Origin of the sequence: Deinococcus metallilatus, from assembly GCF_004758605.1 — a bacterium.
In the GTDB taxonomy this organism is placed as follows: Bacteria; Deinococcota; Deinococci; order Deinococcales; family Deinococcaceae; genus Deinococcus; species Deinococcus metallilatus.
Genome location: NZ_CP038512.1, coordinates 1750775 through 1770399, shown reverse-complemented (window position 1 = coordinate 1770399; position 19625 = coordinate 1750775). Strand labels below are relative to the sequence as shown.

Annotated in this window: 22 protein-coding genes; 8 read left to right on the top strand and 14 right to left on the bottom strand. The window is 69.8% G+C overall.

Translation table 11 applies throughout. From position 1 onward, the window contains the following. Positions 1 to 6: 6 nt before the first annotated feature. The 4 genes from E5F05_RS14515 to hrpB all read left to right on the top strand — a co-directional run bounded on the left by E5F05_RS14515 (position 7) and on the right by hrpB (position 4841). On the top strand, positions 7 to 699 hold the full coding sequence (locus E5F05_RS14515) for an SDR family oxidoreductase (RefSeq protein ID WP_129119347.1): 693 nt from the start codon (positions 7 to 9) through the stop codon (positions 697 to 699). Positions 700 to 709: 10 nt separating this feature from the next. Beyond that, the gene (locus E5F05_RS14510; RefSeq protein ID WP_129119346.1) at positions 710 to 1672 is read left to right on the top strand and encodes an NAD(P)/FAD-dependent oxidoreductase; all 963 of its coding nucleotides are present in this window, start codon (positions 710 to 712) and stop codon (positions 1670 to 1672) included. Positions 1673 to 1745: 73 nt separating this feature from the next. Beyond that, positions 1746 to 2330 carry an HAD family hydrolase gene (locus E5F05_RS14505; protein ID WP_129119345.1) on the top strand — a complete coding sequence of 195 codons (585 nt, stop codon included), beginning with the start codon at positions 1746 to 1748 and terminating at the stop codon, positions 2328 to 2330. Between the two features lie 21 nt (positions 2331 to 2351). After that, on the top strand, positions 2352 to 4841 hold the full coding sequence (gene hrpB, locus E5F05_RS14500; RefSeq protein ID WP_129119344.1) for an ATP-dependent helicase HrpB: 2490 nt from the start codon (positions 2352 to 2354) through the stop codon (positions 4839 to 4841). 193 nt (positions 4842 to 5034) lie between these two features. Here the strand turns inward: hrpB and ddrA are convergent, their stop codons facing one another. Beyond that, positions 5035 to 5640, bottom strand: coding sequence for a single-stranded DNA-binding protein DdrA (gene ddrA, locus E5F05_RS14495; protein WP_129119343.1), 606 nt, complete (start codon positions 5638 to 5640; stop codon positions 5035 to 5037). 159 nt (positions 5641 to 5799) lie between these two features. Next, entirely contained in the window at positions 5800 to 7350 is a 1551-nt protein-coding gene (locus E5F05_RS14490) for a S8 family peptidase (protein ID WP_129119342.1), read from the bottom strand. A 611-nt stretch (positions 7351 to 7961) separates the two neighbouring features. On the opposite strand from E5F05_RS14490, the gene hisB reads away from it, so the two are divergent. Genes hisB through E5F05_RS14475 form a run of 3 tightly spaced genes read left to right on the top strand, consistent with a single transcriptional unit; the run spans position 7962 to position 9438 of the window. After that, positions 7962 to 8564 carry an imidazoleglycerol-phosphate dehydratase HisB gene (hisB, locus tag E5F05_RS14485; protein WP_129119341.1) on the top strand — a complete coding sequence of 201 codons (603 nt, stop codon included), beginning with the start codon at positions 7962 to 7964 and terminating at the stop codon, positions 8562 to 8564. Beyond that, on the top strand, positions 8561 to 9196 hold the full coding sequence (gene hisH / locus E5F05_RS14480) for an imidazole glycerol phosphate synthase subunit HisH (RefSeq protein ID WP_129119340.1): 636 nt from the start codon (positions 8561 to 8563) through the stop codon (positions 9194 to 9196). The genes hisB and hisH overlap by 4 nt, the downstream gene beginning before the upstream one ends. Then, the gene (locus tag E5F05_RS14475) at positions 9193 to 9438 is read left to right on the top strand and encodes a hypothetical protein (RefSeq protein WP_129119339.1); all 246 of its coding nucleotides are present in this window, start codon (positions 9193 to 9195) and stop codon (positions 9436 to 9438) included. Before hisH ends, E5F05_RS14475 begins: the two co-directional genes overlap by 4 nt. Before the next feature lie 5 nt (positions 9439 to 9443). Here E5F05_RS14475 and E5F05_RS14470 read toward each other — a convergent pair whose 3' ends face one another. The 8 genes from E5F05_RS14470 to ccsA are packed head-to-tail and all read right to left on the bottom strand — an operon-like array spanning position 9444 to position 15474. Continuing rightward, the gene (locus tag E5F05_RS14470) at positions 9444 to 10007 is read right to left on the bottom strand and encodes a Rieske 2Fe-2S domain-containing protein (RefSeq protein WP_129119338.1); all 564 of its coding nucleotides are present in this window, start codon (positions 10005 to 10007) and stop codon (positions 9444 to 9446) included. Then, positions 10004 to 11041: a c-type cytochrome gene (locus tag E5F05_RS14465; protein WP_129119337.1), complete on the bottom strand. Its 1038-nt coding sequence runs from the start codon at positions 11039 to 11041 to the stop codon at positions 10004 to 10006. The genes E5F05_RS14470 and E5F05_RS14465 overlap by 4 nt, the downstream gene beginning before the upstream one ends. Next, a complete protein-coding gene (locus E5F05_RS14460; RefSeq protein ID WP_277750515.1) occupies positions 11038 to 11544 on the bottom strand; it encodes a cytochrome c-type biogenesis protein in 507 nt (168 codons plus the stop codon). The genes E5F05_RS14465 and E5F05_RS14460 overlap by 4 nt, the downstream gene beginning before the upstream one ends. Positions 11545 to 11603: 59 nt before the next feature. Further along, on the bottom strand, positions 11604 to 12182 hold the full coding sequence (locus E5F05_RS14455; RefSeq protein WP_129119335.1) for a TlpA family protein disulfide reductase: 579 nt from the start codon (positions 12180 to 12182) through the stop codon (positions 11604 to 11606). A 12-nt stretch (positions 12183 to 12194) separates the two neighbouring features. Beyond that, a complete protein-coding gene (locus E5F05_RS14450) occupies positions 12195 to 14177 on the bottom strand; it encodes a heme lyase CcmF/NrfE family subunit (protein ID WP_129119334.1) in 1983 nt (660 codons plus the stop codon). A 10-nt stretch (positions 14178 to 14187) separates the two neighbouring features. Continuing rightward, entirely contained in the window at positions 14188 to 14655 is a 468-nt protein-coding gene (gene ccmE, locus E5F05_RS14445; protein ID WP_129119333.1) for a cytochrome c maturation protein CcmE, read from the bottom strand. Then, complete coding sequence (gene ccmD / locus E5F05_RS14440; protein WP_129119332.1) at positions 14652 to 14771, bottom strand: heme exporter protein CcmD; 120 nt, start codon at positions 14769 to 14771, stop codon at positions 14652 to 14654. Before ccmD ends, ccmE begins: the two co-directional genes overlap by 4 nt. Next, positions 14764 to 15474 (bottom strand): cytochrome c biogenesis protein CcsA, encoded by a 711-nt coding sequence (gene ccsA / locus E5F05_RS14435; protein ID WP_129119331.1) that lies wholly within the window; start codon positions 15472 to 15474, stop codon positions 14764 to 14766. Before ccsA ends, ccmD begins: the two co-directional genes overlap by 8 nt. A 176-nt stretch (positions 15475 to 15650) precedes the next feature. On the opposite strand from ccsA, the gene E5F05_RS14430 reads away from it, so the two are divergent. Then, positions 15651 to 16373, top strand: a complete 723-nt coding sequence (locus E5F05_RS14430; protein WP_129119330.1) for a hypothetical protein — start codon at positions 15651 to 15653, stop codon at positions 16371 to 16373. Positions 16374 to 16383: 10 nt separating this feature from the next. Here E5F05_RS14430 and E5F05_RS14425 read toward each other — a convergent pair whose 3' ends face one another. The 4 genes from E5F05_RS14425 to E5F05_RS14410 all read right to left on the bottom strand — a co-directional run bounded on the left by E5F05_RS14425 (position 16384) and on the right by E5F05_RS14410 (position 19596). Then, complete coding sequence (locus E5F05_RS14425) at positions 16384 to 17316, bottom strand: leucine-rich repeat domain-containing protein (protein ID WP_164973489.1); 933 nt, start codon at positions 17314 to 17316, stop codon at positions 16384 to 16386. A 68-nt stretch (positions 17317 to 17384) separates the two neighbouring features. Further along, a complete protein-coding gene (locus E5F05_RS14420; RefSeq protein WP_129119328.1) occupies positions 17385 to 18077 on the bottom strand; it encodes a heme exporter protein CcmB in 693 nt (230 codons plus the stop codon). An 84-nt stretch (positions 18078 to 18161) separates the two neighbouring features. Beyond that, positions 18162 to 18761 (bottom strand): ABC transporter ATP-binding protein, encoded by a 600-nt coding sequence (locus E5F05_RS14415; protein WP_241687169.1) that lies wholly within the window; start codon positions 18759 to 18761, stop codon positions 18162 to 18164. Positions 18762 to 18912: 151 nt separating this feature from the next. Then, entirely contained in the window at positions 18913 to 19596 is a 684-nt protein-coding gene (locus E5F05_RS14410; protein ID WP_129119326.1) for a cytochrome c biogenesis CcdA family protein, read from the bottom strand. Positions 19597 to 19625: the final 29 nt, after the last annotated feature.

The following is a 19625-nucleotide window of genomic DNA, read 5'->3' as shown; positions in this document are numbered from 1 at the left end:
CCACGGATGACGGATTCACCAAAGCCCGTGACCCTGATCACCGGGGCGACGGGCGGCATCGGCGCGGCGCTCGCGCGGGAACTGGCGGGCACCCACGACCTGATTCTCCAGGCGCGGGACGGGGCGCGACTCTCCACCCTCTGTGCGGAGGTGGGCGGGACGCCGCTGCCCCTCGACCTGACCCGGCCCGACACCTTCGAGGCGGCGCTGTCGGGGCTGGGCCGCGTGACCAACGTGGTGCAGAACGCGGGCGTGGCGGACCTGGGGGCGGTGGCCGAGCAGCCGCCCGAGGTCTGGACCCACACCCTCGCCGTGAACGTGGTCGCTCCCGCCGCCCTGACGCGCCTGCTGCTGCCGCGGGTGCGGGCGGAACGGGGCACCGTCGTCTTTGTCAACAGCGGCGCGGGCCTGCGGGCCAACCCCGGCTGGGCCAGCTACGCCGCCAGCAAGTTCGCCCTGCGTGCCCTGGCCGACGCCCTGCGCGAGGAGGAGGTCCCGCACGGCGTGCGCGTGACCAGCGTGTATCCGGGCCGCACCGCCACGCCGATGCAGGAAAAGGTGCGGTCGCAGGAGGGCGGCGCGTACGACCCGGAAGTGTACGTCAGCCCGGAAACGGTCGCCGCCACCGTGCGCTTCGTGCTGGAAGCCCCGCGTGACGCCACTCTGCCGGACGTCAGCGTGCGTCCCGGCCCCCGCTAGGATGCTGGGCATGGAAAGTTACGACGCTGTGGTGGTGGGTGCCGGTCCGGCCGGGCTGAACGCCGCGCTGGTGCTGGGGGGGGCGCGGCGGCGGGTGCTGCTGCTGGACGGCGGGCCGCCCCGCAATGCCCGCGCTGCCGCCGCCCACGGGGTCTTTACCCGCGACGGCACCCCGCCGGTCAACCTCAAGACCTTCGGCCTGGCCGACCTCGCGCCGTATCCGGTCACCGTGCGCTCCGGCGTGGCCCGTGAGGCCCGCGCGCTGGAAGACGGCTTCGCGGTGCGTCACGACGGCCACTGGATTCATGCCCGGCGGCTGCTGTTCGCCACCGGGGTGCGTGACGTGCTGCCCAACGTGCCGGGCCTGCGCGCCCGTTGGGGCCGCACCGTCCACCACTGCCCCTACTGCGACGGCTGGGAGAACCGGGAAGCGGCGCTGGGGGTGCTGGGGTCCGGTCAGGAAGGCCACCACCTCGCCCTGAGTGTGCGGGCGTGGTCCCACAGCGTGGTCCTGATGACCGACGGCCCCGACGAACTGACGGACGTGCAGCGCCGCGACCTGGCGCGGGTGGGCGTGCCGATCTACACCGCGCCCATCCTGCGCCTGGGCGGAACGGACACGGTGCAGGTGAAGTTCCGGGGCGGTGAGCGGCTGCCGCTGGACGCCATCTTCCTGAACCCCACCCAGCAGCAGAACAGCACCCTGCCCGCCGCCCTGGGCTGCGAACTGAACGCGAAGAGCCGCGTGGTGGTGAACGACAACGGCATGACCAGCGTGCGCGGCGTGTGGGCGGCGGGCGACATGACCGGTGCGCCGCAGTACGTGATGAGCGCGGCCTCCAGCGGCATGACCGCGGCCGTCTCCCTGAACACCACCCTGATCCACGAGAACGTCAGGAAGTTGGGGGCCGCCTTCCACAAGTCCCCCGGCGAGGAGGGGGGCGAGCCGCCCAGCGGGGGTGAGGCGTCCTGAAGGCGGTCCTCTTCGACCTCGACGGCACCTTGCACGACCGCGCGCGACCCTCCGGGGATGGCTGGCGGGACACGTGGAGCGGCACGCTTTGCCCACCGGGTACGCCGAACGCTTCACCGAACTGGACGACTTCGGCTACCGCTCCAAACGGGAAGTCCTGCCGCAACTCGTGCGGGAGTTGGCCCTGCCACACGACCCGGAGGTTCTGTTGGCGGATTTCTCCGAGCATTCCCTGGCCGCGCCCGTCCCCATGCCGCACGCGCTCGACGTTCTCCGAGAGTTGCGGGCGCGGGGCGTGCGGGTAGGCGTGGTGACGAACGGCTGGGTGGAGGCGCAGACCGCCTGCCTGGAACGCACCGGCCTGCTTCCGTTGGTCGATGATGTGGTCATCAGCAAAAGCGTCGGCCTCAGCAAACCTGACCCCGCCATCTATACGCTCGCCCTCGCGCGCCTTGGTGTGAACGCGGCCAAGGTCTGGTTCGTCGGAGACTCGCCCCGCAATGACGTGTGGGGACCGCAACAGGTGGGGCTGAAGGCCGCCTACCTCCCCACCGGACACGGATTGAAGCGGGAGACGCCCGACGCGGTGCTGCGGGATTTGCGGGACGTGCTGACGCTGATGGACAACGCAAAGCCCGTGCTGACTGCTGAAAGCTGACGGCTGACCGCTCCTGCTACCATGCCCCCCGTGACGCTCCCCGACCTCCCCATCTCCGAGGTGCTGCCCGAGGTGCGAGCGGCGCTTGAGCGGCACCCGCTGGTGGTGCTTCAGGCCCCGCCGGGAGCGGGCAAGAGTACGTCCCTGCCGCTGGCCCTGCTGGACGAGCCCTGGCTGGCCGGGCAGAGCATCGTGCTGCTGCAACCCCGCCGGGTCGCGGCCCGCGCGGTCGCCGCCCGGCTGGCCGAGGGTCTGGGTGAGGAGGTGGGCGGCACGGTCGGCCTGCGCGTGCGCTTCGAGTCCCGCGTGTCTCCCCGGACGCGCATCGAGGTGGTCACGGAAGGCATCCTCACCCGCCGCCTGCAACGCGACCCGGAGTTGACCGGCGTGGGCCTGGTGATCCTCGACGAGTTCCACGAGCGCAGCCTGAACGCCGACCTCGCCCTGGCCCTGCTGCGCGAGGTGCAGGGGGCGCTGCGGGACGACCTGCGCGTGCTGGTGATGAGCGCCACCCTCGACCCCGCCCTCCCCGGACGGCTGGACGCGCCGCTGGTGCGAAGTGCGGGCCGGGCGTATCCGGTGGAGGTGCATTACCTGCCCACCGACCCGGCAGGCCGCGTGGAGGACGCCGTCGCCCGCGCTGTCCGGGAGGCGCTGGCCACCCACCCGGAAGGGGACATCCTGGCCTTCCTGCCCGGTGTGCGCGAGATTCGGGGGGCGCTGGCTGCCCTCTCGGGTGTGGACGCGCTGGTGCTGCCCCTCTACGGCGACCTCCCCCTCGCGGAGCAGCGGCGGGCCATCCTGCCGGATCCTGGGGGACGGCGCAAGGTGGTGCTCTCGACCTCCATCGCGGAAACGTCGCTGACGCTCTCAGGCGTGCGGGTGGTGGTGGACGGGGGCCTCAGCCGCACGCAGCGCTTCGACCCCGGCACCGGCCTCACCCGGATGGTGACCACGCGGGTCACGCGGGACGCCGCCGAGCAGCGGGCGGGCCGCGCCGGACGCACTGCTCCCGGCACCGCCTACCGCCTCTGGAGCGAACGGACCCACGCCGCCCTGCCCGCCGCCCGTCCCCCCGAAGTGCTGGATGCGGACCTCACGCCCCTCACGCTGGAACTGGCCGGGTGGGGCACGCCCGATCCCGCTGCGCTCGCCTGGCTGGACGAACCGCCCGCCCCACGTGTCCAGAGTGCCCGCGCCCTGCTGCACGATCTGGACGCCCTGGATGCAGGGGACCACATCACGCCGCGCGGCTCGGCCCTGCTGGAGTTGCCCACCCACCCCCGCCTCGCGCACCTGCTCCACGACGGAACGGCCCTCGGTCTGGGTCCTCTGGCCGCCGACGTGGCCGCGCTGCTGGAGGAACGCGACCCGCTGGGAGCCGGGGCGGGGACCGACCTGACCGACCGGGTGGCGGCCCTGCGCGCCTGGCGGCGGGGCGAGCGGGGCACGGGAGAGGTGGCGGTGCTGGAGCGGGTCGAGCGCCTGTCCCGGCAGTGGTGCAAGCTGCTGAACGTCCACCGCGACGATACGCCGCCCGATCCCTTCGCCGTGGGGCAACTCGTCGCCCTCGCCTATCCCGAGCGGGCGGCGCTGGCGCGGGAGGGGGGAGGAGGCCGCTTCCTGCTGGCGGGTGGGCAGGGGGCACGGCTGCCGGAAGGGGATGTCCTCGCGGCGAGTCCTGCCCTGGCCGTTGCCCACCTGGACGCCGGGACGGGGGAGGGCCGCATCTATCTGGCCGCGCCGCTGGACCCCGCCATACTGGAGGCCCGGGCAGAGTGGCGGGGCACAGTACGCTGGGACGCCCGCAGCGGCACCCTGGTCGCCCAACGGGAACGACGTGTGGGAGCGCTGGTGCTGGAGGCCCGCCCTCTGCGTGACCTGCTGCACGCCGCCCGGGTGGAGGCGCTGGCCGGGGCCATCCGCGCGGAGGGCCTCCACCTCCTCACCTTCAGCCCGGAGGCCGAGAACCTGCGCGCCCGGGTCCAGTCCCTGCGCCGCTGGCGTCCCGACGAAACCGAGTGGCCCGACCTTTCTGACGCCGCGCTGCTGGCCATGCTGGAAGACTGGCTCGGCCCGTCCCTGGAAGGTGTCCGCACCCGTGAAGACCTGAAGCGCCTGAACCTGCTCCCCGCCCTGCAAGCCCTGCTGCCCTGGCCGCTGCCGCCGCGCCTCGACGACCTTGCGCCCACGCACCTGACTGTGCCCAGCGGGTCGCGCGTGCGGCTCCAGTACCAGCCGGACGGTTCGGCGCCCATCCTCGCGGTGAAGTTGCAGGAACTGTTTGGCCTGGCCGACACGCCCACAGTGAACGGGGGCCGCACGCCCGTGCTGCTGCACCTGCTCTCACCCGCCGGACGGCCGGTGCAGGTCACGCAGGACCTCCGCTCCTTCTGGAACAGCTCCTACTTCGAGGTTCGCAAGGACCTGCGCGGCCGTTATCCCAAGCACCCCTGGCCCGACGATCCCTGGACCCACGCCCCCACCCGGCACGTCAAGAAGCGGCTGTGATACCGATTCCGGAAATTTCCGTATGAAGCGGAATCCGTATGAGGTGAACGGGAAACGCGCGGTGGCCCGGAGAATTCTTCCTCTCCGGGCCACCGCGATCAGGCTTACAACAGTTTTGCTAGGGCCCCGCCCAGCAGCGTCAGCGTCAGGACGCCGAGCATCACGGCGGCGAGGTGCCGGGGCGTAACGGGGGTCATGCGGCCCGCCCCTGCCCGCCCTGGGTGGCGGGGTGCAGGCTGCCCAGCGCGGCCTTGAGGTGCTTGTAGACCTCGCGTTGCAGTTCCAGGTCCTCGGGGAGTTCGTACCTCAGTTGCTCCATCGCCTGCACCAGATGCGCGCCGCCGGGGGTGCGTTCGTGATCGGGACGTGCCCACTCGGGCAGTTCGGGCGTGACGGCAGGTTCGCGTTTGGCGTCGTTCCATTCCACCCACTGCTTGGGCAGGTCGTAGAGGTAACGGCCGATGCCGAACTGCACCGCGCAGCGTTTCAGCGCGTCAGAGGAGGCGGCCTTGAGGGTGCCGTACTCGCCGTCGCTGGCCTCGCCGATGTCCTCGCGGGTCACGCCCAGCACGGTCAGGCGGCCCTTGACGGTGGGCGTCGCGGTCCCCGGAATCACCTCCAGCTCGAAGCTCCAGCCGTCGGGGCATATGGCGTCGAGGCGGTCCTGGACGGCGCGGGCATCCACGTAAGCCAGCAGCAGCGCGCGGCTGCGGTCCTTGGTGAATGCCTGGGGCTTCCAGCCCACCAAGTGAGCGGGAAACGGAGCCTGGAGTCGTTTCTGAACATCGCTCAACTTCATGCGTTTAGTTTATAACAGAACGGCGTTACGGTCAATACAGAATGAGGAGTGAGAAGGGAGGCGGTGTCTGAAGTGCCCGCCTGCCCCTCTCGCCCCCTCAAACAAGGAAAGAGGCACCCGCACGGGGTGCCCCTCTCGATGTCTGCCTCTGGACTGTGTTTACTTCGTCTCGACCAGCGTGTAGCTGCCGCTGCCGCTGTAGGCGTAGACCTCCCAGCGGTAGGTGCCGCTTCCCGCCGCGTAGTTGATGCTCTCGCTGCTGGTGCTGCCCTCGCTGGCGGCCACGTCCACCCAACTGCTGCCGTTGTATTTCTGGAGGTACAGGTCGAAGTCGGTGCTGCTGGGGCCGCTGAGCGTGCCCTTGAGGGTGCCGCCCGCGTAGCTGAAGCCGCCCGTGCTGGGCTTCCAACTGCTGCTGCCCTGACTGACCGAGCCGGAGTAGGTGGTCGTGGTGCCGCTGGGCGGGGGCGTGGTGCTGCCGGTGCCGGTGTACAGCAAGCGGTTGGGGCTGCCGGTTCCCGCCGAGGTGACCTTGCCGGTCGTGGCATTGTTCAGCAGGGCGCTGGTGACCTGGGCGGTGGTGTACGAGGGGTTGTTCGCCAGGATCAGGGCGGCCGCGCCGGTGACGTGGGGCGTCGCCATGCTGGTGCCGCTGATGGTGTTCGTGGCGGTGGTGCTGCCGATCCAGGCGCTGGTGATGTTGCTGCCCGGCGCGAAGATGTCGAGGCAGGAGCCGTAGTTGCTGTAGGAGGCCCGGGCGTCCGTGTTCGTCGTCGCGCCGACCGTGATGGCGCTGGCCGCGCGGGCCGGGCTGCTCGTGCAGGCGTCCACGTTGTCGTTGCCGCCCGCGACGGCCATCACGAGGTTCTGACTGGTGGCGCCACTCACAGCGTCATCGACCGCTTGGCTGGCGCCGCCGCCCAGGCTCATGTTCGCGACGGCGGGGCCGCTCTTGTTGCTCACGGCCCAGTTGATGCCCGCGATCACGCCGGAGTTCGTGCCGCTGCCGTCACAGCCCAGCACCTTCACGGCGACGAGCTTCACGCCCTTGGCGACGCCCCAGGTGCTGCTGCCCACCGTGCCCGCCACGTGCGTGCCGTGGCCCTGGCAGTCGCTGTTGTTGCCGTCCCCGGTGGTGTTGGTGCCCCAGACCGCCCGCCCGCCAAAGGACGTGTGCGCCGTGTTGATGCCCGTGTCGATGATGTACGCGGTGACGTTGCTGGCGGTCGTGCTGTAGGTGTAGTTGCCGTCCAACGGCAGGTCGCGCTGGTCAATGCGGTCGATCCCCCACGTCGCGCCGCTCTGGGTCGCCGTGGCGTGCATGATGCCGTCCTGCTCGATGTACTTCACGCGCTTGTCGGCCTGGAGCCTGGCGAGGTTCTGGGCGCTGAGTTTGGCGGCAAAGCCACTGAGCGCCTGGGTGTAGATGTGCTGCACGGTGACGCCCTGCGGATCGAGGCCCAGCGTGCGGACGAGAGCGCCCGCGTCCTGCGCGCCCAGGTTGGCCGTGACTGCGCCGCTGCTGAAGACCACGATGTACTGGCCGGGAACCGCGTCCGGGTTGCTCGTGCCGAGCAGCGGCGCGGTGCGGTTGCCGCGGTCCGGCGTGCTGGCCTGGGCAGCGTCCGTCGGCGTGCTGGCTGTCTGCTGTCCACAGGCCGCGAGCAGGAGCGTCAGACCGAGGGTGGCGAGAGCAATACGTGAGTTCATCCTGAACCTCCGGGGGTTGGACCGATGAGAAGTGTTTGGTTTTCCGACAGGGAAAGGTGTATCACGAGGCCTAAAAAGCCCTTTTTTAAAACATCTAGACAAGTTGTAATATGATCATTTTTCTTTTCAGTCAGGAAGACGAACTTCAAAAGTAGTTTTAGATGAAAGCCCAAGACCCTAAATACCTTTCGGTCATCTCCCATCTCCGGGGTATGAAGCCGGGTTGTGATGAAAGCGTGTCCTCACTGTGAGATGCCTGTTTTTTCACATCATTCGATTTCAAATGGGTGAAAGGGCGAGGGGTTGCCTGAGTGGAGCCCCATCACTTGATCTGTTCGGGAAGGCTCCTCCTTCTGGCAGGTTGCCCGCGGCCGCTGTTCCCCGTGCCCGGCTGGTGCTCTGCCCGTTCGTCTCCAAGAGTCCTGTCCCCACTTTGACGTGAGCGTCTGGGTGCGGTGAACGCCATCGCCCGTCGTTCGATGCTGGTCCTGTTTCCTGATCGGCGCGAAGAAGGGTCACGGTGCGCCGGGGCTGCGGAGCCGGGCGGGGCCTGTGAGGACCCTCTAGGGCGGCCCGAGTGGGCGGGTCCGTCACGCCGTAGCATGCGCCCTATGGCCCGCACCGCCACCGACCGCAGCGCCACAGTTCGCCGCACGACCAGTGAGACGGACATCACTGTCACGCTGGACCTGGATTCGGCCGTCTCCACGCCGCCCGCCACCGGGCATGGGTTTCTCGACCATATGCTCGATGCGCTCGCGCGGCACGGGCGGATCGGGCTGAGCGTGCAGGGAACGGGTGACCTGCACATCGAACCGCATCATCTGGTGGAGGACGTGGGGATCACGCTGGGGCAGGCGCTGAACCAGGCGCTGGGCGACCGCCGGGGCATCGAACGGTACGGCAGCGCCTTCGTGCCGATGGACGAGACGCTGGCCCACGTCGTGCTGGACCTCTCGGGCCGCGCCCACCTCGCTTTCGAGCCGGAGAAGCTGGACGTGTGGGGGAATGCGGGTGGCATGACGCATTACCATCTGCGCGAGTTCCTGCGGGGATTGACGAACCATGCCGGGATCACCCTGCACGTGCGCCTGCTCGCGGGCCGCGAGGCGCATCACGTCATCGAGGCCATCGTGAAGGCCCTCGCCCGCGCGCTGCGGGACGCGGTGCGGGTCACGTCGGAGGAGCTGGCGAGCACGAAGGGGACGTTGTGAGCGCCCGCCCTCCCGAAGTCCTCCTCCTCGATTACGGCGCGGGGAATGTCCGCAGCGCGGCGAAGGCCCTGGAACGCGCCGGGATGACCGTGCGCGTCTCCGGCGACCCCGCCGACGTGCCGCACGCGCCCGCCCTGGTGGTCCCCGGCCAGGGCCACTTCCGGCAGGTGATGGAGGCGTTCGGCACCAGCGGCTTTCACGGCCCCGTGCTGGACGCGGCCCGGGCGGGGACACCCTTACTGGGCATCTGCGTGGGGATGCAGATGTTGCTGACCGACTCCGAGGAAGCGCCCGGCACGCCCGGCCTCAACCTGATCCCCGGCACCGTCCGCCGGTTCGAGCCGGTGCCCGAGCGCAAGGTGCCGCAGATGGGCTGGAACAGCCTTGACCGGGTGGGGGACAGCCCGCTGCTGCGGGACCTCGCCTGCCCGGCCTATGCCTACTTCGTGCACTCGTATTACGTGCCGCTGGACGTGGATGTGGACGCGGGGGCCGTCACCGAATACGGCGTGCCCTTCTGGGCGGCCTTCAGCCGGGACAACATCCACGCCACGCAGTTTCACCCGGAAAAAAGTGGGGCGGTCGGCCTCGCCATTCTGGAGCGGTTCCGGCGGCACGTGCTGGAGGGTTGAGCGAAGTGACGGCGGATGAAGGCGTGACGCTCCATTTGACCCGCTCCGAAGCGCTCGTCTTGTTTGAATGGCTGGCTCGAAATGACGGAACGGAGGCCCTGGCCTTTGAACACGAGGCCGAGCAGAAGGTCATTTGGACTCTGGAGGGACAGCTTGAAAAAGCCTTCCGCGAAGTGCTTGATCCGGAATACGCCGTCAAGCTCGCGCAGGCCGGAAGCCATGTGATGGATGCAGAGGCCTGAGCCGTCTATCCCCCCGGGGAAGGCGCAGGTTCTATCCCCGTCGCGTACAGGACGCCGCCGCGCGCTTCCAGCCGCACACGGGGGAGGGGCGCATTCGCCTTGCCGAACACCGCCTCGCCCGCCTGAAGCGGGTCGAACACGCTGAAGTGGCAGGGGCAGCCCAGCTCGGGGTGGGCGGCACTCCCTGGCGGACGGTAGTTGTAGGCGAAGGCCAGCACCTCCGGGTCACGCACCAGATTGACGGTACAGCCCAAATGCGTGCAGACCCGGCTGAAGGCGGCGTAGTGGACATCCCCCACGCTCAGGCCGCCCGGCACGGGTTGAGGGAGCCGCAGCAGGGTACAGGGCCGGTTGGCGTAGGTGAACTGGACCTCGGCCCAGTCCTTTTCCAGCGCCGAGCGGGCAGCGACGCGCACGGGTTCGCCCGGCTGGAAGTTGGGTGCCCCCACGCCCTCCTTTCCGAACGTCACGTGCGTGGCGTACCAGCCCATGTAGCCGAACGCGCCCAGCGTGCCCGCCACCGGCAGGACCCACCAGCGTTCCAGCAGGTCACGGCGGCTGAGGTTCACTTGCCTGCTTTCTGCCAGCGTTCCAGCACGTTCAGCAGGGCGTTCAGGTCGGCTCCCCTCAGGTCGGGAAAGGCGGGCATCGCTCCCTTGCCGTGCAGGATGATGTCGCGCATGGCGTCCCGCGTGAGGGTGGACACCCGCAGGCTGGGGCCGAGGCCGCCGCCTCCCTCAGGACCGTGACAGCTCGCGCAACTGGCCGCGTACACCCGCAGGCCGGGGTCCGTCTCGTTCTGGCGGGCGCGGAGGGCGGTGATCAGTTCGTCGGCGTCGCGCCCTGATGGGTCCAGGGTCCGGTAGCGTTCCAGCGCCGTCAGCGCGTCCGCGTCCTGTCCGAAGCGGGCCAGCGCGAAGCCCAGCAGCAGTTGCGATTCCGGGTCCTGGGGCGCGAGTTGCGCCGCCGTGCGGATGAGGAGGAACGCCTGGGCCGCGTCCTCCGGCTTCAGCGTCTGCCCGGTCTGCTCGGGCCGCGTCAGCAGCAGGATGCCCAGACGGCGCAGCGCCTCCGGCTGCCGGGGATCGAGTTTCAGCGCGTTGCCGTAGGCGGTGACGGCCTGGGCGTACTGCCCGGAGTCGAAGGCGGCCTTGCCCCAGGCCATATAGGCGGCCTTGTCCCCCGTCGTCTCGGCCCTGCGGCGCAGGTCCGGCAGCGCCAGCACGTTCCGGACGTTCTGCGCCTCCCCCGGATTCAGCGACGCGAGCTGCCAGCGCGGCACGAAGGTCAGCGCCCCGGCCACCGTCACCAGGGCGGCTGCCGCGATTCCGGCCAGCGCCAGCGTGCGCGTGCGACCCCGGCGGGGCGCGGGCGGCAGGGCGTCCAGCGCCCGCAGGGTCAGCGCCGCGCGGCGTTCCAGGTCGGGGCGGCGCTTCTCGTCCTCCAGCGTGGCGAGTTCGGCGTAGAGGTGGTCGCGTTCCGCGATCAGGCGCTCCCGCTCCGCCACGTCCGGGTCGGTGGGCGCCGAGGCCCGCAGCGGCTCCAGCACCAGCCACAGCGATACCAGCACGATCAGGGCCAGCAGCGTCAGACTCAGGATCATGCTTTGTCCCCATCCCGCCGCGTCTGGCGCCGCACTTCCGCGAGGTAGGTGTCAAACGGCTCCTCGGGGGTCGGCACGGCCGCCGGGGCCGCCTCACCCGCCGGGCGTCTGCGCCCCAGGAAGCCCCACAGCACTGCGCCCCCCACCGCCAGCGCGGCGAGCGGCGCGCCCCACAGCAGCAGGTTGCGTCCCTGCTTCGGCGGGTCGAGCAGCACGAAATTGCCGTACCGCTGCGCGAAGTAGTCGTAGATCTGCCCGTCACTCCGCCCCGCCGCCACCTGCTCGCGCACCGAGGCCCGCATCTTCACGCTGATGTCACTCCTTGACTCCGCGATGGATTCCCCCGTGTCGCACAGCGGGCACCGCAGATTGCGCCCAATCGCCTCCGCCCGCGCCTCCTGCTGCGGGGTCAGGGTGGGGGCCGCGGCGAGGGCGGGGGAGGCCATGAGCAGAAGGCAGAAAAGAAGGCCTGTCGCTCGTCGCCTGTGGCTTGTGGAGGCCACGGGCTGGGGCTTGTGCTGCTCTACACGCCACACGCCACACGCCACACGCCGCACCTCCCTCACAGCGCGGGCACCCCGATTTTCTCCAGGCCCACGTTCAGCCGCTCGCGGGTCAGCCCGCCCCGGTCCATGTGCCGCACGATGCCGCCTCGGTCGATAAATACCGTCTCGGGGACGCCCGACACACCGTAGTTGACGCCGGTGTTGATGCCGGGATCTTTCAGGGTGGGGTAGGCCAGGGCGTACTCGCGGATGAAGTCGCGGGCGCTGCGCTCATTCGTTTCCGAGAAGAGAATGCCGACCACGGCGAGGCCCTGCCCCGCCCCCTGCCGTTCGCTGAGTTCGCGGAACAGCGGCGCTTCCTCGCGGCACGGCCCGCACCACGAGGCCCAGAAGTTCAGCACGACCGGGCGGCCCCGCAGGGAAGCGAGGCTGACCCGGGTGCCGTCCAGACTGGTGAGGGTGAAGTCCGGGGCGGGTTTCCCGATCAGCGGCCCACCGTCGGTGGCGTTCCTGGAGGGATTCAGCAGGGCCGCGCCCAGCACGGCGACCAGAGCGGCGGCGAACAGCGGGGGGAGCAGCCGCCGCCACAGCGGAGCCGGGGCGGAGGTTTTGGGAGGGGAAGGAATCTCAGTCATACATCCTCTTGTTCAGTCGGTCGCTGGAGCCGTCCGCACGACCGGCACGCGCGCCGTCACCCGGCGGGGTGGCACCAGCGTCAGGCCCGCACCCAGCACCACGATCAGCGTGCCCCACCAGATCCAGGGCACCAGCGGACTCTCGATCAGGCGCACGCTGGCCCACTTGCCCTGCGGGTCGAAGGCCGTCACCACCAGATAGGTGTCGCCCAGCGGGCCGTAGCGGACGGCGGGCGCGGGGAAAGCGGTTCCGCCCGCTTGCACGTAAGTATTCAGCCGCGCCTCGAAGGGCTGCCCGTCGATCAGGACCCGCGCGACGGTGGACTGTCCGTAGGGCTTGGCAACTTGACGGGTGCCTTGCAGCGCCAGCGTCTCGTTCAGCAACTTCACGGGAGCCGCGCCGACATTCAGCGTGGCCTGCGCGTCCCGCCGGTACGTCCCCGAAAAGGCGATGCCCAGCGCCACCACGATCAGCCCGACGTGTGCCAGGTAAGCACCGTACCGCCGGGGCTGCTCGCGCACCAGCCCAGCCAGACCGCCGCCCCGCTGCTTCACGGCCCGCGCGGTGAGCAGCCCCAGGCCGACGAGGTTGTACGTGGCGAGCGCGACCGTCCCCAGCACGCCCCAGGCCCGCACGCCCAGCACAAAGGCCACCAGCGCCGCCCCCAGCCCCGCCAGCAGCAGGGGCCGCAGTGCCCGCCAGAAGCTCTGCCCGTCCGCCCGCCGCCAGGGCAGCAGCGGCCCCACACCCATCAGCAGCAGCAGCCCCAGCCCCAGCGGAATCGCGAAGGCGTTGTAGAAGGCCGGACCAACGGAAGCGTCCCGCCGCCCCTGCACCGCCTCCACGACGGTCGGAAACAGCGTCCCCACCAGCACCATCACCGCGAAGACCAGAAACAGCCAGTTCCCGGCCAGGAAGGCCCCCTCGCGGCTGACCGGGGCGGGCGGGTCGGCCTCGTCGCGCAGGTAAGGCGTGCGCCAGGCCGTGAGGCCAATGCCCAGAATCAGCAGGAAGGCCAGGAACCCCAGGAACACCGGCCCCACCGGTCCCCCCGCGAAGGCGTGGACGCTCTGCACGATCCCGGAGCGGTTCAGGAAGGTACCCAGCACCGTGCTCGCATAGGCCAGCACGATCAGCCACACGTTCCACGACCGCATCAGCCCGCGCCGCTCCTGAATCTGCACCGAATGCAGGAAGGCGGTGGTCAGCAGCCAGGGAATGAAGGACGCATTCTCCACCGGGTCCCAGGCCCAGTAGCCGCCCCAGCCCAGCGTCTCGTAACTCCACCACCCACCCGCCACAATCGCGGCGGTCAGGAAGGCCCACGCGACCAGCGTCCAGCGCCGCGTCACCACGACCCAGTGGTCCGAGAGGCGCCCGGTGACGAGCGCGGCGACCGCGTAGGCGAAGGGCACGCTCAGGCCCACGAAGCCCAGGTACAGCAGGACCGGGTGAACGGCCATCATCCAGTGGTTTTGCAGCGCGGGATTCGGACCCAGGCCGTCGGCGGGAACCTGCGCCAGCGGGATAAAGGGGCTGGCAATGGTCGCGCACACGCCCACGAAAAAGAGCAGGCTGACGAACATTGCCCCCAGCGCCCAGGGCCGCAGCGCGTCGCGCCGCACCGTCAGGCTGAGGACGAAGGCATATCCGGCCAGCAGCCAGGCCCACAGCAGGATGGAGCCTTCCAGCGCGCCCCACAGGTCGGTCACCTTCACCCAGGTGGGCGAGGCCCGCATGGAATGCTCGGCCACGTACCGCACGCTGAAGTCGTCGCGCAGCAGCGCGGCCATCAGCGTCAGCGAGGCGAGGCTGACCAGGGCGAAGACGGCCCAGACCGCGCGCCGCGCGGCTTCCGTCGCCCGCGTGTCCGCCTTCAGACCGCCCACCAGCGCCAGCCATGTTCCGCCCAGCGTGAAGGCCAGCGCCGCCAGCAGCGCGAGCTGGCCCAGCGCCCCCAGCGCGCTCGCTTGAAAGGAGATCAGGTTCAGCATCCTCCGCGCCTCATTGCTGGCTCTGGTTTTCCTGAAGGAGCTTCTTGAGGTCCGCCTGCGTCTGGGGCACCCGGTATTCCTCGCTGTGCTTCACGACGAGTTCGGTGGCGTGGAAGGTGTTCCCCTGGAAGGTGCCGCGCACGACCACGCCCTGGTTTTCCTTGAACAGGTCGCTGACCGCGCCGTGGTACTGCACGGGAAAAGTCGCGCCGCCGTCCGTCACATTGAACTTCAGGTCGAGCGTCTGCGGGTTGTACTGGACGGCCTTCACCAGCCCGCCGATCCGCAGGGGGCGGCCTTCCAGCTCCGCGCGCTGCTGCATGTACTCGGTCGGCGTCACGAAGTATTCCAGGCTCTTGCCCAGATTCCCGAAGGCGATGAAGGCGGTCAGCCCCACCAGCGCCAGCACGCCCAGCACGATGGGCAGGGGACTCCGCCTGCGCCGCCGGGCGCGGGGGAGGGGCGTGGCGTGGGTCATTCGCGGTCCTCCTCGCGCAGCCCGCGCAGGCGCAGCCACATCCAGGCGAGGTACCCGCCCAGCAGCACGAACGTCACCACATACACCACGATCACGTATCCGGCGTACTTATCCACGCGCCACCTCCACGGAGGCCAGGTCTTCCAGCAGTTCACGTTCCTCGCGGACTTCCTCGCGGGCAGCCAGGATGCCCCGCACGCGCAGCAGGTAGACGTACAGCAGGGTGAAGGCGAGGGTTCCCACCAGCAGCACCCAGCCGTAGATCGGGGCGGCCTCAAAGCTCGGCTTGCCCAGGAGCCTCAAGGTCTGTGTCTGGTGAACCCCGCGCCACCACTCGACCGCCATGTAATTGATCGGCACGTAGAGTGTGCCCACCAGCCCGATCACCGCCGATACCCGCGCCCGCCGTTCCGGGTCGTCGATCAGGCCGCGGATCAGCAGGTAGCCGCCGTAGACGACCAGGCTCAGCGCGGTGGTGGTCAGCCGCGCGTCCCACACCCAGTACACGCCCCAGGTCGGCTTGGCCCACAGCATCCCGCCCACGATGGTCGCCAGCGTGAACAGCACGCCGATCTCGGCGCTGCTCAGGGCCAGCCGGTCCCAGCGCCGCTGCCGGGTCAGCAGGTACAGCAGCCCGAAAAGGCCGGTCCCGCCGTAGGCGAGGTAGCTCAGCCACGCGGTCGGCACATGCACGAACATCAGCCGCACCAGTGACCCCTGGTTCACATCCAGCGGCGCGCGCAGGCCCAGCACCACGGCGGTCCCCAGGGCCAGCAGGGTCACGGCTCCCAGCAGCATCGTCACGCGGTCTTGTCTCATGTCAAACCCCATTCTGATCCACCCCCGGCGCCGTCATCGTGACATGGGGAGAGCGGAATCCTTGCCGGGTGCAGCATCCCGTCCCGGTGTGGGTGCGGCAAGTGCGAGTGTCCCCAGAAGGCTTGCGGGAAGGCTGGCGGCTGGTACGGTAGAGGTCCACTCCCGGAGGTTCACTCATGAAGCGTTCGCGTCTCCTGCCCCTGCTGGCCCTCGCCGCCCTCTCCGCCGCGCTGCTCGCCGCCTGCGCCCCCTCGGCCTCCGCGCCCGCTGAGCCGCTGCCCGACCCGGCCGCATATCGTCCCACCGACGCGCCCGTCTCTGTCCCGGGCGTGGGCGAGGTGGGCCGCTGGATGATCACCAAGGACCTCGTCCCCGCCACCTGGCTGGGGGAGAAACTTGGCGGGCGCACGCTGCGCGAGCCGATCAACGTCCTGTTCGTGGACCGCGCCGCCCGCACGCCGGAGGAGGCGACCAGCCGCCTGCTCGCCGCGATGAATGCCGCCGGGTACGGCCCGAAAAGCGGCCACAGCACCGGCTACTGGGGTGAGGTCGGGGGGCGCCTGTATTCCATGCTGCCCACTGGAAAGGGCGAGGCATTCAGTGACGGTCCCTTCTGGCTGCCCAACAACCACGGGCGCATCTTCGGCCCGGTGCCGCTGGCGAGCGGGTACGCCTTTACCGGGGCCTTCAGCCGCGAGGGCATCCGGCTGCTGCCCAGGCCCGGCCACCCCTACCGCTCCTTCCAGGTCGCCCGCGAAGACCTGGCCGATAAGCTGAACAGCCGCAGCATGTACAAGCGGGCCGGATACGTGGACATGGGGTCACGGCTGGACACGCCGACCGAGACGACCGGGGACCACGACGGGCGGGCGGTGCTGCTGGTGGCGGGCGGCTCGTGAGAGACGTTCTTCAGGTGTAGACCAGGCAGCCCCGCGCCTCCAACTGGTGGAAGGCCGGGGGGAGGGAAGACAGCCGGTTCCAGCGCACGTCCAGCTTCTCCAGATTCGGGAGAAAGGCCAGCCCCTCCGGAAGCGTCGTCAGTCTGTTGGCCCGCAGGTCCAGAAAGCGCAGCCCCTCCAGGTCTGACAGGGACGTGGGCAGAGCGGTGAGGGCATTGAAGCGCAGATCGAGTTCGGCCAGCGCCGGGAGCTTCCCCAGCTCTTCCGGCAGGGCGGTGAGCCGGTTGCCTTGCAGCATCAGCCGGTTCAAGCGGGTGCAGCCGCCCAGCTCGGCGGGCAGGCGCTCCAGGCCGTTCTTCATCAGGTGAAGTTCCCGCACCCGCAGCTCCTTCAGGTCGCCCAGACTGCCAGGAAGGGACATGAGGGCATTGTTGTAGGCGCGCAACTCCACCAGGCTCTCCAGTTCGCCCAGCCACTCCGGCAGCGCCGTGAAAGCATTGTCCGTGATGTTGAGATAGGCCAGGGAGCGCAGACGCCGCAGGGATTCCGGCAGGGCCGTGAGGCGGTTGTTGCTGAGGTACAGGAACTTCAGGTCCGGCAGGCTGGCGAACACGTCGGGGAGACGGCAGAAATCGTTGTGCCCCAGATCGAGCATCTGCAACTCGGTGAGTCGCCCCAGGTCCGCTGAGAGTTCAGACAGGTGATTCGCGGAGAGATTCAGCGTGGTCAGCCGCGTGAAGTCCCACACCCAGTCCGGGACGGTGGTCAGGTCGTTGTCGTACACGCTGAGGACCCGGGCGTCCTGGCAGCGCCGTAGACCTTCCGGGAGGGAGGACAGGCGGCAACTGTTGAGGTTGAGGTGCGTGGAAGGCGGCTCCGGGCTGCGTTCGAGCGCCGCCAGCAACTCCGCTCCCTGCAAACCCGCCGTATGTTGGTGGCTCATGTCCTGCTGCCCCTCAGCGGGACTTTCCGGAGTTCCGTCCATGTGCCACTGTACCGGCTGGCCCGCCTTTACCCCTCCACCGCGAACCCGAACAGCAGCGTCGCCAGAATCACCGTCCCCAGGTCGAACGCGGCCAGGAACACCACCCAGGTCGTCACCTCCGGCGACCAGCCCCCCGTCAGCAGCAGGCTGGTCGCCTTGACGGTGGCGATCACGACCGGGACCAGGATGGGGAAGGCGAGCGCCGGAAGCAGCGCCTCCCGTGCCCGCAGGTTCACCGTGATCGAGCCGTAAAAGGTCGTCCCCGCCGCGAAGCCCACCACGCCCAGCACGGTCGTGAGGGCCAGCGCTGCCCAGGGCACCGCCCGTCCTGCCCCCGCCGCGCCAAAGAGGATCAGGCCCACCGGAAGCGTGAACGCGGCCACCAGCAACAGCGGCCCCAGCACGCCCAGCAGCTTGCCCACGTACAGCGCCCCGTGCGGCCCCGGATAGAGAATCAGTTGCTCCAGCGCCCCTGCCTCCTGCTCCTGGGCGAAGGCCCGCTGCGCTCCGACCGCCGCCGCCAGCGCGAGCGCGGTCCACACCGCCCCCGCCGCCGTACCTGCTGTCTGCGCGGGTGTGCGGGCGGCCCCGTCCCCCCCCAGCGCGAGGCCCAGCACCAGCAGCACCAGCCCGGCGAAAAAAGCGGTTGCCAGCAGCGTGTCACGGGTGCGTCCCGCGACGCGCAGGTCCTTGAGGGCGACGGTGAGGACGGCGTTCATGGGGTGCCCTTCGGATGCGGTGAGCGGTGAGTGGGGAGTGGGGAGTGGGAAAAGATCGGCAACCGAACCACTGACCACTGACCACTAACCACTGACTTCCTCCAGCTTCCCGCCCGCCAGCCGCAGTGCCCGCGGCGCCACCTGCCGCGCCAGATGCGGTTCGTGCGCGGCCACCACCAGCGTCACGCCCCGCGCTTTGAGGTCGCCCAGCAGATCGAGCGCGAGCTGCCGTCCCGCGTCGTCCAGGTTGGCGAACGGCTCGTCCACCAGCGTGACGGGCCGGGCCAGCAGGTGTGCCCGCGCGAGCGCCAGCCGTTTGCGCATCCCCGCCGACAGGAACCGTACCCGCCGCTGTGCTGCCCGTTCCAGCCCCACCCGCCGCAGCGCCCCCGCCACGTCCCCGCGTTGCCCGTGCATCTGAAGAGCAAACTCAAGATTCTCCGCGCCCGTCAGGTCGGGATAAAGCCCCGCGTCCACCGGCATCAGGTGAATGAAGTCCCGCACCGCCCGCCCGTCCCGCAGATCGAAGCCCAGCACCCGCCCCTCGCCCCGGGTGGGCCGCAACCCCGATGACAGCAGCCGCAGCAGCGTCGTCTTGCCCGCCCCGTTCTCCCCCAGCAGCGTGACGCCCTCTCCGGCGGGCACATCCAGATTCACGCCGCGCAGGATGACCTCACGGCCCAACCTCAACCAGAGGTCGCGGAGCTGGAGGGCGTGGGTTGGGCTTGTGCCTTGTGGCGTGTCGCTTGTAGAGCGGGGGGAAAGAGGCTGGCTCACAGAGGGGGTGCCGCTTTCTTGGATGCTGAAGCTTCTGCTCTTGCTCTCCACAAGCCCCTCATACCTTCAGCCACGTCGGCATCACCTCATAGAAAAACGTCGCCAGCCGCGTGAACTGCCCGGTCAGCATCAGCACGCCGACCAGCACCAGCACCGCGCCGCCCACCTTCTCGAACACCCCGGCATAGCGGTTCAGGCGCCGGAGGTTCAGGCGGTGCCACAGCAGCGCGGCCAGCAGGAACGGCACCGCCAGGCCCAGCGTGTAGGCCGCCAGCAGGCCCACCCCGGTGCCCAGGCTCGCGCTGCTGGCCGCCAGCCCCAGGATGCTCCCCAGGGCTGGCCCAAGGCAGGGACTCCAGCCGAAGGCAAAGGCGGCGCCCAGCGCCACCGGGCCGTACCCGCCCGCATCCGCCAGCGCCCGGGTGTCGCGCATCAGCCAGGGCAGGCGAATCACGCCCAGCATCACCAGCCCGAAGAAGACGATGAGCAGGCCCGCCAGCCGCCCCAGCAGAATCTTATGCGGTGCCAGCAACGCCCCCAGACTGCTCGCCGTCGCCCCCAGCGCGATAAAGACCAGCCCGAAGCCCAGGATGAAGCCCAGCGCCCGCATAACCGGTGCCCGCGCCCCGCCGATCACGCCGAGGTAACTCGGCACCAGCGGCAGGACGCACGGGCTGAGGAAGGAAATTAGGCCCGCGAGGAAAGCCACCGTGACGGACGGGGCACCGGGCGAAGCGAACATGAAGGGAGTTTAGCGGAGGGGGCGGGGGC

What these genes read in the sequence shown, in the direction of transcription:
- E5F05_RS14515 (WP_129119347.1), top strand. Translation starts at nt 7, where the DNA reads ATGACGGATTCACCAAAGCCCGTGACCCTGATCACCGGGGCGACGGGC.
- E5F05_RS14510 (WP_129119346.1), top strand. Translation starts at nt 710, where the DNA reads ATGGAAAGTTACGACGCTGTGGTGGTGGGTGCCGGTCCGGCCGGGCTG.
- hrpB (WP_129119344.1), top strand. Translation starts at nt 2,352, where the DNA reads ATGCCCCCCGTGACGCTCCCCGACCTCCCCATCTCCGAGGTGCTGCCC.
- ddrA (WP_129119343.1), bottom strand. Translation starts at nt 5,640, where the DNA reads ATGAAGTTGAGCGATGTTCAGAAACGACTCCAGGCTCCGTTTCCCGCT.
- E5F05_RS14490 (WP_129119342.1), bottom strand. Translation starts at nt 7,350, where the DNA reads ATGAACTCACGTATTGCTCTCGCCACCCTCGGTCTGACGCTCCTGCTC.
- hisB (WP_129119341.1), top strand. Translation starts at nt 7,962, where the DNA reads ATGGCCCGCACCGCCACCGACCGCAGCGCCACAGTTCGCCGCACGACC.
- E5F05_RS14465 (WP_129119337.1), bottom strand. Translation starts at nt 11,041, where the DNA reads ATGATCCTGAGTCTGACGCTGCTGGCCCTGATCGTGCTGGTATCGCTG.
- E5F05_RS14455 (WP_129119335.1), bottom strand. Translation starts at nt 12,182, where the DNA reads ATGACTGAGATTCCTTCCCCTCCCAAAACCTCCGCCCCGGCTCCGCTG.
- E5F05_RS14450 (WP_129119334.1), bottom strand. Translation starts at nt 14,177, where the DNA reads ATGCTGAACCTGATCTCCTTTCAAGCGAGCGCGCTGGGGGCGCTGGGC.
- ccmE (WP_129119333.1), bottom strand. Translation starts at nt 14,655, where the DNA reads ATGACCCACGCCACGCCCCTCCCCCGCGCCCGGCGGCGCAGGCGGAGT.
- ccsA (WP_129119331.1), bottom strand. Translation starts at nt 15,474, where the DNA reads ATGAGACAAGACCGCGTGACGATGCTGCTGGGAGCCGTGACCCTGCTG.
- E5F05_RS14430 (WP_129119330.1), top strand. Translation starts at nt 15,651, where the DNA reads ATGAAGCGTTCGCGTCTCCTGCCCCTGCTGGCCCTCGCCGCCCTCTCC.
- E5F05_RS14425 (WP_164973489.1), bottom strand. Translation starts at nt 17,316, where the DNA reads ATGAGCCACCAACATACGGCGGGTTTGCAGGGAGCGGAGTTGCTGGCG.
- E5F05_RS14420 (WP_129119328.1), bottom strand. Translation starts at nt 18,077, where the DNA reads ATGAACGCCGTCCTCACCGTCGCCCTCAAGGACCTGCGCGTCGCGGGA.
- E5F05_RS14410 (WP_129119326.1), bottom strand. Translation starts at nt 19,596, where the DNA reads ATGTTCGCTTCGCCCGGTGCCCCGTCCGTCACGGTGGCTTTCCTCGCG.